10 protein-coding genes are annotated in these 13,879 nt (G+C 39.9%); 4 read left to right on the plus strand and 6 right to left on the minus strand.

The window, feature by feature from the left end; genetic code table 11:
• The first annotated feature begins 115 nt into the window (after window positions 1–115).
• Window positions 116–1,999, plus strand: a complete 1,884-nt coding sequence (locus tag ED557_13755) for a long-chain fatty acid--CoA ligase (GenBank protein ID RNC79585.1) — start codon at window positions 116–118, stop codon at window positions 1,997–1,999.
• 103 nt (window positions 2,000–2,102) lie between these two features.
• Here ED557_13755 and ED557_13760 read toward each other — a convergent pair whose 3' ends face one another.
• The 5 genes from ED557_13760 to ED557_13780 form a co-directional block, all read right to left on the minus strand.
• Window positions 2,103–2,474 carry a hypothetical protein gene (locus tag ED557_13760; protein ID RNC79586.1) on the minus strand — a complete coding sequence of 124 codons (372 nt, stop codon included), beginning with the start codon at window positions 2,472–2,474 and terminating at the stop codon, window positions 2,103–2,105.
• 7 nt (window positions 2,475–2,481) lie between these two features.
• On the minus strand, window positions 2,482–2,916 hold the full coding sequence (locus tag ED557_13765; GenBank protein ID RNC79587.1) for a DUF1499 domain-containing protein: 435 nt from the start codon (window positions 2,914–2,916) through the stop codon (window positions 2,482–2,484).
• A gap of 11 nt (window positions 2,917–2,927) precedes the next feature.
• Window positions 2,928–3,464, minus strand: a complete 537-nt coding sequence (locus tag ED557_13770; protein RNC79588.1) for a TIGR00730 family Rossman fold protein — start codon at window positions 3,462–3,464, stop codon at window positions 2,928–2,930.
• Complete coding sequence (locus ED557_13775) at window positions 3,461–4,627, minus strand: cysteine desulfurase (GenBank protein ID RNC79589.1); 1,167 nt, start codon at window positions 4,625–4,627, stop codon at window positions 3,461–3,463. Before ED557_13775 ends, ED557_13770 begins: the two co-directional genes overlap by 4 nt.
• A 115-nt stretch (window positions 4,628–4,742) precedes the next feature.
• On the minus strand, window positions 4,743–8,591 hold the full coding sequence (locus tag ED557_13780) for a T9SS C-terminal target domain-containing protein (protein ID RNC79590.1): 3,849 nt from the start codon (window positions 8,589–8,591) through the stop codon (window positions 4,743–4,745).
• A gap of 167 nt (window positions 8,592–8,758) precedes the next feature.
• Between ED557_13780 and ED557_13785 the strand changes: the two genes are divergently transcribed.
• Both ED557_13785 and ED557_13790 read left to right on the plus strand, forming a co-directional pair.
• Window positions 8,759–9,952, plus strand: a complete 1,194-nt coding sequence (locus ED557_13785; protein ID RNC79591.1) for a phosphoglycerate kinase — start codon at window positions 8,759–8,761, stop codon at window positions 9,950–9,952.
• Between the two features lie 11 nt (window positions 9,953–9,963).
• Window positions 9,964–11,916 (plus strand): DUF3857 domain-containing protein, encoded by a 1,953-nt coding sequence (locus ED557_13790; GenBank protein RNC79592.1) that lies wholly within the window; start codon window positions 9,964–9,966, stop codon window positions 11,914–11,916.
• Window positions 11,917–11,959: 43 nt separating this feature from the next.
• Here the strand turns inward: ED557_13790 and ED557_13795 are convergent, their stop codons facing one another.
• On the minus strand, window positions 11,960–12,544 hold the full coding sequence (locus tag ED557_13795) for a hypothetical protein (protein ID RNC79593.1): 585 nt from the start codon (window positions 12,542–12,544) through the stop codon (window positions 11,960–11,962).
• Window positions 12,545–12,693: 149 nt separating this feature from the next.
• On the opposite strand from ED557_13795, the gene ED557_13800 reads away from it, so the two are divergent.
• Window positions 12,694–13,866, plus strand: a complete 1,173-nt coding sequence (locus ED557_13800; GenBank protein ID RNC79594.1) for a hypothetical protein — start codon at window positions 12,694–12,696, stop codon at window positions 13,864–13,866.
• Window positions 13,867–13,879: the final 13 nt, after the last annotated feature.

Below are 13,879 nucleotides of genomic sequence, written 5' to 3' on the forward strand. Positions count from 1 at the left end.
GAAAAGAATTAATTTTTGTTGAATATAAGACTTGTTAAGCTCCTTTTGAAACTCATGCTTTTCACCCGAAGAATAGTATATTCAAGCGGAAATAAACGGAATAAAGGATTGCAGTATGCCAGTAATTGTACCATTTGAGACCCTTACTGATCTCTATAAAAATCTATCAAAAAAATATTCGGGGCAGAATAAACCGATAATACATCATAAGCTAAATCCTAGCGGAAGCTATGAGCCTGTGTATTGGGACCAGGTGACGGATGATGTAAATGCCATGGCTGCTTATATGATTGAGCAAGGCATTGAGCACGGCGATCGTGTAGGTATTTTGAGCGAGAACCGATATGAGTGGGCAGTAGTAGATCTTGCTATTCAGCTAATTGGAGGAATCAATGTATCGTTGTATACAACTTTACCACCCAATCAATGTGAATACATACTTCAGGATTCAGAATCCAAGCTATTCTTCGTTTCCACAGGCATTCAGTTAAAAAAATCTGTTGAGGTATATGACAACTGTGAGCACCTCGCTAAAGTAATAGCTTTTGATACTCCAAAAGTAAAGAAGCTCCTTGAACATGAGTATGTAACTCTTTTTACTGCGGTACTCGAAGAGGGGAAGAGGCTATTTCCAAAGCATGAGGAAACTATCCAAAAACGATCATCTAAGGTTACCCCACAAGATGTTTCTACCTTAATATATACTTCCGGAACAACGGGGCGACCTAAAGGTGCAATGCTTACTCACAACAATATTGTGAGTAATGTAAAAGCGGCTACCCAGCATATTTACTGGGACGATAAAGATAGGTTGCTGTCCTTCTTACCACTTTGCCATTCTTTTGAGAGAACCGCAGGGTACTATGCGATTATTTCTTGTGGCGCTGAAATCTATTATGCGGAAAGTGTGGATACTGTATCTAAAAATATGCCTGAGGTAAAGCCAACGGTTATGATTAGTGTGCCTCGACTATTTGAAAAGATTTATAACCTGATTATCAAAAGTGTAGAAGAAGGTAGCGATACAAAGAAGAAGATTTTCAATTGGGCAGTAGAAGTAGGTCGGAAATACTCTGAAGGAAAACGAGGAATTGTTTCTCTTCAAAAGGTAGTAGCTGATAAACTGGTTTTCGATAAGCTGAAGCAGCGAACAGGTGGAAATATTCGATTGTTTGTAGCAGGTGGAGCTGCACTTCCTCCAGATATTGATTTGTTTTTCAGGTGTGCCGGACTAACTATACTACAGGGCTATGGCCTCACAGAGACTTCTCCGGTAATGGCCGCAAATAAACCAGGTAAAGAAGTTCTTGGTGTGGTAGGAGAAGTAATTCCAGGGGTTACAGTGGGTATCCAGGATTTGAATAGTGGAAAAATAATTGCGGAAATAAGTGGGGAAGATTATCCAACTGAACTTAGTTCTGAAGCTGGAGAGATTCTTTGTAAGGGTCCTAATGTAATGAAGGGGTATTGGAAGAATGATACGGCAACTGAAGAAATGATTGACTCTGATGGCTGGCTACATACCGGTGATGTAGGCCGTTTTGTTAATGGTGGCCTTAAGATCACAGACCGAATTAAGCACATGATTGTTAATGCAGGTGGGAAGAATATCTACCCTGGGCCAATTGAGGATATGTTTAAAACCAGTAAGTGGATTGATCAATTGGTAGTAGTAGGTGAAGCTCAGAATTTTATGGGAGCTTTGATTGTGCCTGACTACGAAGCGATTCAAAAATTTGCTCGAGACAATGGGATAAAGACTTCATCAACACAAGAATTACTTGCTCATGATGAAATTCAAAAGTTGTATAAAAATGAGATGAGAGCTTTTTCAAAGGAATTGGCTTCCCATGAAAAAATCAGAGATTTTCGACTCCTCCCAAATGAATTCACGGTAGAGACCGGAGAGATTACTCCAACCTTAAAAGTGAAACGCAGAGTTATTGCTGAGAAATACGGAGATCAAATCGCCGATATTTTCAAGAATGATGCGGCGTAGCTTTTTCTAGGTCATCCTGAGCATACTTGCGAAGGATCTTATCGAATATTAAGCAAGATCCTTCGGCGGTAGCCTCAGGATGACCGAATCTTTTTAGTAGATATTAAACCTCTCCGGCTTTTCGGGCAGCTCTAAAGGATTGAACCGCCTTGAATAAAAAGACCAAACACATCAGGAACATTGCAGTTTGAGCATAAATAGCCAGTGGTCTTTCCACATCTGCTCCGCCAAATATTTCAAAAAGCCCTGGTATACCACGAGCAGAGCCTAAAATGCCAAGTAATGCAAGTCCGGCTGCTCCGTGCATAGCATGCTTTTTTAGTTTTTCAACTCCAGCCAGTACACCAAAGCCAATAAAAACCAATCCAAAGAAAGATGGTATGAGAGCGGTGACGCTTTCCTGACCTGTACCAAAATAAGAAGCCAAGCCAAGGATGATCAGTAAGATTCCGAGTGACAGTGTAAGATTTTTCATAGTTCTGTTATTGTAATAGAAAGTTGTTAGTTCGACGAATCAGTTTTCTAACCCGAATAGAGTTCGCCCAGATATCCCAGGTTCCTTCCCGACTGGCACTTCGAAAAAAGGCTACAGTAACATTATCAATTTGCTGAATGGAAACGTTTACGTCGTCTCTCCAGCCAAAAACGGGAATTCTGAATACTGCATGGATATCAAGGGTCGAGTCAGCAACAGTGATTTCTTCTGCCTTCATACTTTGTAGTGCATGCTGAATAGCTTCAAAGACTTTCATTGAATCTACTTCACCAAATGAAGCTGCTGTACGAACACAATTAGGAGTGGACGGGCAGGGCGGTAAAGGGTTTGTTAAGTCTGACATTTCTGGAGAATGTGATTGATTTGCACAAGCACCGGCAAAAATTGAAAAGAGTATAATCGTGATAAATGAATTTTTCATGAATTGAGAAATTAACCCTTTAAAATTTCAAGGCATTCCTCAAGGCTTTCAACCACGCTAAATAACCCCATACTCGATTCTCTGACATAATTTTCATCAATGGAACGCTCAAAAAACTGTGTTAAGCCATTAAAGTATCCGGATTTATTGACCAGTATGATGGGTTTGCTATGTATACCAAGTTGCTTCCAAGTAAGAATTTCAAAGAATTCGTCCAAGGTTCCGAAACCTCCGGGAATGATTACAAATACATCAGAAAGATTTTCCAATAAAGCTTTTCTGGTGTGCATATCCTGCGTTTCATAAAGCTTGGTTAGTCCTTCATGGGCTACTTCGGCTTTTTTGAGGTGAGTAGGGATAACCCCGATTACTTCTCCGCCTTTATCCAGGGCAGCATCAGCTATAATTCCCATGGTACCTACCTTGCCACCACCATACACAAGTGTCCATCCTTCTTGAGCTATTTCTTTACCAAGATTAGAGGCAAGATCTACTAACTCAGGACTATTCGGAATACGGGATCCGCAATACACACAGATGTGCTTCATTGAACAAGATCAAACATTCGGGTAAGTACTCCATCAAGTTTTTCAACAAAGTAGTGGACATCTTCAGGGGTATTCTTTTTACCAAAACTAACTCTGATACTGGATTTAGCTGAGGTTTCATCGATACCTAGTCCTGTTAATACATGTGATGGTTCTACAGCACCGGACGTGCATGCCGATCCGTTAGACACGCAAATTCCTTCTATGTCCAGATTCAGAAGCAACATCTCACCATCAATACCATGATTTTGGTCATCAGTAAATGAGAGATTCACGATGTGGGGCACTCCATTTTCATTATTCCCGTTGATGGAATAGCTACAACTGTTAAGCTTATTATCCAGCTCTGAAATCAACAGGGAACGTAAGTGCTTATAATGTGCAGTATTCTGTTCCATTTCTGCTATTGCTAACTCGAGGGCTTTAGCAAAACCGACAACTCCAGGTACATTGATAGTACCTGCTCTTCTGCGTCGTTCCTGGGAGCCTCCAGTCATCCATGGAATCCATCGAGAACCATTTTTAACATACATGATCCCTACTCCTTTGGGACCATATATTTTATGGGCACTACCACTGAGGAAATCCAGGCCTAGTTCTTGAACATCAATAGGAATTTTGCCAAGGCTTTGAACAGTATCAGAATGAAAAGGAACGCCTTTCTCAGTACAAAGTGTAGCGATTTCTTTAACCTCATTGATGCAACCTATTTCATTATTTACATGCATCAGGCTAACCAGAGCAGTATGCTCTGTCAATACATCATTAACCCTTTCAGCAGTAATTCTTCCGCATTCTTCGGGTTCTACAAACACTGGCTTGAACCCATTCATCTTTGCCATCTCAATGGGATGTAGTACCGCATGATGTTCCAGATGTGAGGTAATCAATTCATTCTTATTACCCGCTACGGCCATTACTCCTTTGATTACAGCATTATCACTTTCAGTTCCTCCACTGGTAAATATAATCTCCGAAGGCTCTGCATTTATCAGATGGGCCACTTTTTCACGAGCTTCTTCAACAACAACTTTAGCTTTTTGCCCCAAGTGGTGAGCAGAGTTCGCGTTGCCATAGTTTTCGGTCATAAAGGGAAGCATAGCTTCAAGTACACGTTCGTCGAGAGGAGTGGTGGCTGCGTGATCGAGATAAAGAGTTTTCATCTATAACCTGTTTGTAATTAGTTGCGAAAAATAGAGAAATAGCATTTGAAAATCAGGCATAAAAAAAGCCCTGCATCCCATTGCGATACAGGGCTTAATCTAACTAAGGATAATTTTATTTAAGCAGGATTAGTTTTTTGGTTTGAGTAAAACCTTTTGCCTGCATCCTGTAAATATACATTCCACTAGCCAGGTTTCTGGCATCCCATCTAACCGAATGCGAACCGGCAGGGTACTGCTCATTCACAATGGTAGCTACTTTCTGGCCCAGAATAGAATAAACACTTATTTCTACTCTTGAAGCTTCTCGTAATGAGAAGGGGATAGTAGTAGTTGGGTTAAATGGATTTGGATAGTTCTGTGAGAGACTAAACTCTGTTGGCAGAGCATCTTCATTTTCATTCGATACAATTACAGATTGATATAGAACATCTCCCGTTTCTGCATCAAGAATAATAGTTAGAGAGTCTGCTCCGACTGGAACTCCGGAAGGATCGAAGGCCCACGCATAGTATCTCATGTGCCACGTGATAGGTGCATCTGGAGTTGGATCAGGTGGGAACTCCCAGTAATTGTGAAGCAATTGTAACTCAGCCTCCCAAATCCAGTTAATCTCAGAGTCTTCCAAAGTTGCTCGGAATGCATAGCCTCCCGCTTCATCAATCAGATAAGCAGCAGAGTCACTATCAATATGTGTAAACGGAAGAGGATCGATATCATCAAACTCGATAGGTTCTTCGAAATCATCTTCACCTGCATAATACATTTCGAATACATCAAACTCAGTTACATTTATGAATAGAACGGAGTCTTTAACCGGATCATAAGCAAAAAGCTCCCAGCTAAATGCATACCCATCAGGACTGATAGTAAAGGAAGAGTCCTCATCTGCAAGAGCCGTTACTTTACTTTGGAAACGCTCATTTTGGAAGTTCGGATTATCCTTGAAAATGGCTTCGGCATTTGTATACCTGGTAACTCCACCTACCAACTCTAGATCATTTGGATGGTTACTTAACAGGCTATCAGCAAGACCTACAGCATCATCAAAAGTGATGAAAGAGTCTCCGGGGCCTGCTACGATTTCAGAATCAGTGAATAAGATTTCACCTGTTTCCATATCCAGGTAAATCACAAAGTATCCGCCGTAGTATTCTTCTGTAATGGGGTCAAAGCCTAATCCTAGATAAGAACCTTTCCATAACACAGGAGCGTCTACGGTTGGATCAGGAGGGAATAACCAGTACTCATGTACGGCTTGTAAATCCATATACCAAAAACCGTAGTCACCATCAAACTCAGATCGGAAATCCCATCCGCCATTTTCCTCCATAATGTAGACCGCTGAATCACTATCGATAAATGATTCCGGTATTTCCTTTAATGAAGAAAAGGCAACCGTGTCAGGTAATTCCGCATCTTCTTCACTTATGTATCCTTCGAATTGAGTATCGAAGAAAGAAACACTGATTGTGAATGCAGAATCTTTGACGCCGTCATATCCAAATATCTCCCATTGCAGTTGTTCGCCACTAGGCTCAAAAAGGAATTCAAATGGGAATACATCATCATCGTCTTCCCCATCATGTCCGTCGTTACTTGTGAAAATACCTTCAGGAACCGTTTTGAAGTCTCCTCCTCCGGTGCCGCCATCAAAGGCTGTTTCAGAAAAGTAGAAGGTAGTTCCTCCAAGAATGACAGGATCGTTTTCAAGGCTATCAATCACAGATTGAGCGAGGTCAAGCGCTTCGCTAAAAGTGATTAATGCAGAATCCAGTGGATTAACGGTTAATGAATCTGTAAATAAAAGCGCACCGGTTTCTATGTCGATATAAATATCCAGGTACGATTCTATATAGAATCCATCGTAAGGATCGAAAGAGGTACCGTAATATCGGCCTCTCCACATCACAGGAGCAGTTTCAGTAGGATTTGGACCGAACTCCCAATAATTGTGCAAGGCTTCTAATTCCATTTCCCAGAAGCTGTAATCTCCATGGAATCGGTCTCGGAAATCCCAACCACCGTTCGTTTCAATGATATAAGCCGCAGAATCGCTATCAATGAAAGTTTCAGGAAGGGGTTTGATGGAAGCAAAATCTACAGTATCAGGAAGATCGGTTTCATCTTTACCGAGGTATCCTGAGAAATTTACATCATTGAAAGTAACACCAATTGAAAAAGCAGAGTCTTTTACCGTATTGTACCCATAGATATTCCAGAAAAGCTGCTCGCCAGTTTCAGGCTCATCTTCACCAAAATATAGATACCTGTAGTAGAACCAATCTCCATCTCCTCCTTCTTCATCGTGATCAGCAGCTAAAAGAGGTGTTTCAGGATTTCCTTTTGCTTGGATTTCTCCATCTTGAGGGCTGTCAAAAATGAAATCACTTCTGTAAGATGTACCTCCACCTACAATAACAACATCAGTGCCCAGACTGTCGATCGTTTCTTCAGCAAGCGCTAATGCTTCATCAAAAGTAATCAGCGCTAACTCAAAAGGTTCGCCAATTAGGGAGTCGATATGAAGTACTTCTCCGGTTTCGATATCGAGGTAAATATCAAAATATCCTTGCTCAGCGAAACCAGTATAAGGATTGTAGGTATTTCCATTATATCGACCAATCCACATTACAGGTGCATCTGTAGTTGGATCGGGTTCGAACTCCACATAGTTATGAAAAGCTTCCAGTTCCATTTCCCAGGAGCTATGATTTCCTGTAAAACGATCTCGGAATTCCCATCCACCATTTTCTTCCATGATAAAGGCAGCGGAGTCACTGTCAATAAACGTTACCGGTAGCGGATCAAATGAATCAAAGTCTACACTATCTGGTAAGTCGGTATCATCTTTACCAAAATAGGCAGCAACAAAAGAATCGAAAGGAGTTACAATGATATTAACTACGGAATCTTTAATAGCATCGTACCCAAAAATGCTCCATTGGAATTGGTAACCCGATGGGAAGCTTGTGATATCAAGGAATTCTCCATCTCCGCCGTGATCATCAGCTTCGAAAGATCTTTCTATCCCTAGACTCCCGAATTTAGTTTTTTCAGTAGTACCATCTTCTTCAATATCATCTGAGTAAGAAGCATAAAACGTATTTCCACCAAGAATTGAAATTATGTTCTCAAGATCTGCAATGGTAGAATCGGCTTTTTCAATAGCTTCCTGGAAAGTGAAAGGCGTGATTTCAAACTTAAACAGGTTTACACCACTCAAAGTATCATTTACCGTAGTACCGGCATCAACCTGGATAGCATCAAGCTCAAAGTCTCCATCTACATCATAGAAGTAGAAAAGAGGAAAGAAATCTACTTCTTCCTCTTGACCAAAAATAGGAAAAGCCATGGGGTAATATTCACCTTCTCTGACTCTGGGAATTGAGAAATCACCCGTTTCTTTATCCACTAATGTGGAGAAAACTGCTCGTACATCCGTACTATCATCCTCTTCTCCAAAAACAATTGGATCATAAGCAAGTGCTACAAATATGTCTTCGTAAGGATGAGCCTCGATTACCTTTGCAAGAGCTTCCTGATCGATTGTTCCTTCAATTACAAACTGCCCTGTATCGGCTGCAGTAGTGAACTGAAAGATGTATGGATCCTCAAGGAGATCTCCATCAGCAGATTCTCCATCAAGCAAGTAAACTGTGAAATCAGTGTTTTCACCTAATTCCACATAGTATACCGCAGACATACTATCTGCACTTATACTAGCCCCTAAGTAATACACAGAATCATCAGGAGCTATAAAGAAATTGAATTCTGAGTCTGTTGATCCATCACTGATTCCGAAGAAACTGTAATCTATTTTTTGATCAAAAGTAATTACTACAGAATCTGTATCAACATCAAAATCACCGTCAGCGGGAGAGGTACTGACTACATTTAGATTTTGTGCAAAAGCTGCACCAGACAATAAGCTCAAAGAGCACAATAGTATCCGAAACTTCATAAATACTAATACCCCATTTGTTTGTTAAACGATTAATACCCAGTACAATAACCGAAATTTTTAAGCAAAAAGCATGTAATCCTATTGTAAATGCCTATGCTTGAATTAAGAAAGATTGTACCTTTGAGAGTAAGACCAATTCAAAATAAACTCCTTACAAAAAAATTATGGCGAAGCTCACTCTTAACGACATCGATGTACAAGGCAAAAAAGTACTAATGCGCGTCGACTTTAATGTACCCATTATTAATGGCGAAATAACAGACGATAACCGGGTAGTTCAGGCATTACCATCTATCCAACATGTTATTGATGCAGGAGCCTTGCTAATACTTACGTCTCACTTAGGGCGCCCAAAAGGAGAAAGAAATCCGGAGTTCTCACTAAAACCAGTGGCCGAACATTTAGCTTCTTTAATAGATGCAAAGGTACATTTTGCAGATGATTGTATAGGAGAAGCTGCATCATCAGTTATTGAGAAAGCTGATTTTGGTGAAATAGTGGTTCTTGAAAACGTTCGATTTCATAAAGAAGAGACTGATAATGAAACCGGGTTTGCAAAAGCACTTGCCAGCCATGCTGATGTATTTGTAAATGATGCTTTCGGAAGTAGTCACAGGGCTCATGCTTCAGTTGCGGGAGTAACTGAGTTTCTGCAGCCGTCGGCTTCAGGATATCTTTTAGAAAAGGAGATTAGATATCTAAGCGATAGTGTAAATGATCCCAATCGACCATTTGTGGCTATTTTAGGAGGAGCAAAGGTATCAGATAAAATTCCAGTGATTGAAAACCTTATTAATAAAGTGGATACCATAATTATTGGTGGGGGGATGGCTTATACATTCCTTGTAGCAAATGGTAAGTCTGTGGGTAATTCTCTGCTTCAGGAAGAAATGGTATCAACCGCAAAGAAACTGATGGAAGACGCTAAGAAAGCCGGAGTCAATCTCATGCTCCCTTTCGATTTTGTAATAGCTGATGACTTTAGCAATGAAGCCAATCAGGAAGTAGTTGACGAAGATAATATCAAAGATGACTGGGAAGCACTAGACATTGGGCCACAATCTGCAATTGCATTTGGGAATGCAATCAAGGCCGCTAAAACAGTAGTTTGGAATGGGCCAATGGGAGTATTCGAGATGCCTAGTTTTGCTGAAGGGACCAATGCGGTAGCTATGGCACTTGTAGAGGCGACAAAATTTGGAGCAACTACGATAATTGGTGGGGGAGATTCGGCTTCTGCCATAAAGCAAGCAGGGTTAAGTGATCAGGTATCACACGTTTCAACAGGAGGGGGAGCTAGTTTGGAATACCTGGAAGGAAAAGACTTGCCAGGTGTAAGTTCGTTGACTGATAAATAAAGAATCAGGATGTGAAAAGTTTCTGGATCGTTTTAATAGGATTCTTTCTTTTTACTTCTTCAGCAAAAGCACAGCCGAAGGATTATGGAGATATAAGTGCTGAGGATTTCTTAGCATATGACTCCACCTATAATGAATCGGCTTCGGCGGTAATATTATTCGAAAAAGGGGTAGTAGAATTTGATTCTGACTACAATTGCATCCTTCAGCTTCATAGACGAATTAAAATATTAACTGATCAAGGAGCTGATTATGGAGATATTGAGATTCCTGCTTATAAACCTGCCCGGCAAAATGTGTCAAGCATAAAGGCGGTTACCTATATACTCAATGAAGATGGAGAAATTGAGGAAAAAAAGATAAATGAAGAGGATATTTTCACATCGGTAGAAGGTCATGTTATAGAAGTAAAGAAATTCACCATGCCCGATTTGCAACCAGGGGTAATAATTGAATACTATTATCGGAAAAAGATGGGGAATGCATTCATGATGCCTGATTGGGAATTCCATGGGTACATTCCTATAGAATGGAGTGAAATAGAAATGATCGTTCCATCTACATTGAATTACAGAATGGTTTTTAAGGGAGGGGATACCCTACATATTAATGAAGCAGAAAGGATTAATAACCTGGTAAATAATATGCCTGCCCAGAGTATCAGGCTGGCAAAGAAAGACCTTAAGCCCATCGAGTCATTACCTTTTTTATTGAACAGAGATGATCATGTTTCTTCCGTAATAACTCAGCTAACCGGAATGAGTATCCCAGGTTATTATCCAAGAAATTTTCCGCGGAGTTGGGACGAAATAATTAAACAACTAAATGAGAGGGAAGATTTCGGTAAACAGAAGGCTAACCGCGCTATAAAAGGGCTTGTTAATTCTATTATAACTGATGGAATGAATGACTTAGAAAAAGTAGAAGCTGTTTACAGTTATATGGTAAACAATTTTGAATGGGACGGTTATCATTACTTGGTTACAGAAAAAGGAATTAGAGATACTTTCGATGACAAAATGGGGAATAGCGCAGATTTAAATTTACTTCTTACCATCATGTTAAGGGAAGCGGGTATCGGCACTAATCCGGCCTTAATTAGTACTCGAGATAATGGAAGTGTTTTAGGTGATTACCCCTCATTGAATCAATTCAATATGTTAGTTGTTGCTGTTGAATCAGAGGAGGGGGTGTTTATGCTTGATGCTTCATCAGGATTAAGGTCTTATACCTTTCCTCACCCAAAACTTCTATTTCGAAATGCATTAGTAATCAGGAAGGATAACACCTTTGGTTGGCTGCTTACCCATTCCCTGGAAAATTCATCAGAGAGATTAAGTATGAATTATTCCCTGAAGGATTCTTCAAAAATTGCAGTTTCAATTTCAGCGAGGACAAAAGGGGCTTTTTCTGAACAATTGAGGAGCGATGTAGATCGGTTAGATTTTAACTCATATTGGGAGGACTACTACAGTGATCTGGAAGATGTTACTGTAGACTCATCTTCCTTCACTAACCTTCAGAATCTAGGAGAAAGCGTAACGTATAAAACGTCTTTTTCTATGGAGAAAGAAGAGAGGCTTAAGCTAGGTAATGAATTTATCTACCTGAACCCTTTTCTTTTTTTAAGTGAACCAGAAAACCCGTTTATCAAAACGGAGCGGAATCTGCCTATCGAATTTCCATTTCCCTATGGTAAGCAACACCTGGTTAGAGTAACTCTGCCTGATGGGTATATAGTGGATGAAATACCTGAATCAGTAGAAGTGAATCTGCCAGATCAGGGAGGGTATTACCGTTTTCAAACCAACCTAACAGGAGATGTTTTAACTCTGGTATCTATCACCAGTATTAATACCTACTACTATGCACCTGATCAGTATCAGGAGATAAAAGAGCTATTCGAAGCCAAGTACAAAGCAACTAATTCTCAGGTGGTTCTAAAAAAAGAAAGCTCTGAATAAACCTATCCCGAGCCTGTTTTTTTAAAAGTAAGTAGAACTATTATTACATCGCCTGGTATTCGCCCAGTACTTCTTTCATTTGATGTGTGTGACGTTGACTATGACCAGCAATAAGAAGAACAATTTGATACGCATCAACTTCTCCTAAAGGAATTTCACCTTTGTGATGTCTCATATTTGCATCGTTTGATTTAAGGAAGTCAATAATTTGAGTTCTAGATTCCTTGAGAGCGTTAAGCATATCGTCTTTAGTATCCCACTTGCCACTTGGCTCAAATTGTGGAGCGGTGGTTACTTTGGTACCTCTGTTAGCGATGGTACCAATAAGTACGCCATCAGCTCCGGACATATCAAGAGATTCGTCAGCTTCTCCCTGAAGCATACCCTGAATCATTCCAAAAAAAGCCTGTTCTGTGACAAGAATATGTTCCAGGCAGTTTGAAGCAGACCATCCGCCAGCTTCTGGTGTATAATTCCAGGCTTCATCTGAAAGATCCTGAGCGCTATTAACAATTTCTTGCTGAGTTGCCATTAAATATTTAATCGCGAAATCACGCTCTGCTCCTGACTGTGCAAAAGCGGAAAGAGTGAATAAACTTATGACTAATAATGAACCGATTTTTTTCATGTTTCCCCGTATTTGGTTAATGATGTTTGAAATAGTAACAAATTTGATCTAAAGAAAGGGACAAGAATTTGTTACTATCCCGTAATACAAAAAATCACTCTTCAAAGCCTATGTAAAAGGATACTGTACATTTAACAAACCTTCAGACAATGAAGTCCTTACTAACAGTATTCCTACTACTTTGTCTTTCCACTTTTTCTTATGGGCAACTTGGCTTAACTGCATTTCCATTCACTATTCACAACTCGAATGTTAGGAGCTTATCTCTGGGAAATGCTACGGTTTCTCTTCAAGGTATAGATGGAGATTACCATGTAAATCCGGCTGGAATTGGGGTAAGTAATATTGTTCAGGTAAAAGGCATGTATGAACGCTTTGGGAGAGGTGAGCACTCAATTGGATTAATGGGAATTAGCTATGAGGTAGGGAGATCATCATTCGGCTTGTCTTTTAGAAAATTAACGCAGGGCGGGCAGATCTTGCTAGAAGATAGACTCAGAAGAATAGGTAGACTTGCAGGAGAAGAACATTATATATCGGGAGTATATAATTATAGGCTTTCTCAAGGATTGAGATTAGGAGTAGGAATGAATTATATGAATGCCAATGGGTCTTTTTCACAAGCCATTGCTACTCGATTAGATAAAGTTGAAGGATTTAGTTTTGATATAGGAGCGGTTTACGAGAATTCTTTTAAACTAAATAATAGACACATTTTAAGAACAAGCTTTGGATTCTCTTTGACAGATTTCGGAGCAGGGTTAGAATATCATACGAACAGAAGTACCGATCCTTTGCCAACTATATTAAAAATTGGAACAGGGCTGGCTTACGAAAGCAATAGAGAATGGAAAGGTTTTAACCTCTTTGATGTCAGTTTAATGACAAATGTATCCAAATTATTATCAAGGAAAGAATTGAGGATATCAGGTTCGGATACTTCCTTTGTCGCACTCCCTCCATTCAGGCAATTAATAGAATCATGGGAAGCGTATGAGTTTTTTAATGGGCAGCAAAATGTATCAGTCGGTTTAAAAGACCAACTTTGGTACCATGTAGGTATTGAGGTCACATTTTTAAGCGCCCTTTCACTGAGATTTGGCTTTGAAAATGCTGCTGAAATAGAAGAAGATTTTTCTTACCGCTCTTTTGGTTTAGGTATAGACTTGTACTATATCAATTTCGATTATGCTTATTTACATGTCATTGAGGAAGGTGCTTTCAACCGAGGGTATTATAGGCATGGTAACCATTGGTCAATTAGGGGTAGAATACCTCTTAATGGAAAGTCGGAAAGGACTCTTTTAGAATTAATATTCTGAGATAAACAAAAGA

The sequence above is a fragment of the Balneola sp. genome, from assembly GCA_003712055.1.
Classification (GTDB): Bacteria; Bacteroidota; Rhodothermia; order Balneolales; family Balneolaceae; genus RHLJ01.

Coding starts and splice junctions, on each gene's coding strand:
- ED557_13780 (RNC79590.1), bottom strand. CDS start 8,591: ATGAAGTTTCGGATACTATTGTGCTCTTTGAGCTTATTGTCTGGTGCA.
- ED557_13760 (RNC79586.1), bottom strand. CDS start 2,474: ATGAAAAATCTTACACTGTCACTCGGAATCTTACTGATCATCCTTGGC.
- ED557_13770 (RNC79588.1), bottom strand. CDS start 3,464: ATGAAGCACATCTGTGTGTATTGCGGATCCCGTATTCCGAATAGTCCT.
- ED557_13775 (RNC79589.1), bottom strand. CDS start 4,627: ATGAAAACTCTTTATCTCGATCACGCAGCCACCACTCCTCTCGACGAA.
- ED557_13785 (RNC79591.1), top strand. CDS start 8,759: ATGGCGAAGCTCACTCTTAACGACATCGATGTACAAGGCAAAAAAGTA.
- ED557_13765 (RNC79587.1), bottom strand. CDS start 2,916: ATGAAAAATTCATTTATCACGATTATACTCTTTTCAATTTTTGCCGGT.
- ED557_13795 (RNC79593.1), bottom strand. CDS start 12,544: ATGAAAAAAATCGGTTCATTATTAGTCATAAGTTTATTCACTCTTTCC.
- ED557_13800 (RNC79594.1), top strand. CDS start 12,694: ATGAAGTCCTTACTAACAGTATTCCTACTACTTTGTCTTTCCACTTTT.
- ED557_13755 (RNC79585.1), top strand. CDS start 116: ATGCCAGTAATTGTACCATTTGAGACCCTTACTGATCTCTATAAAAAT.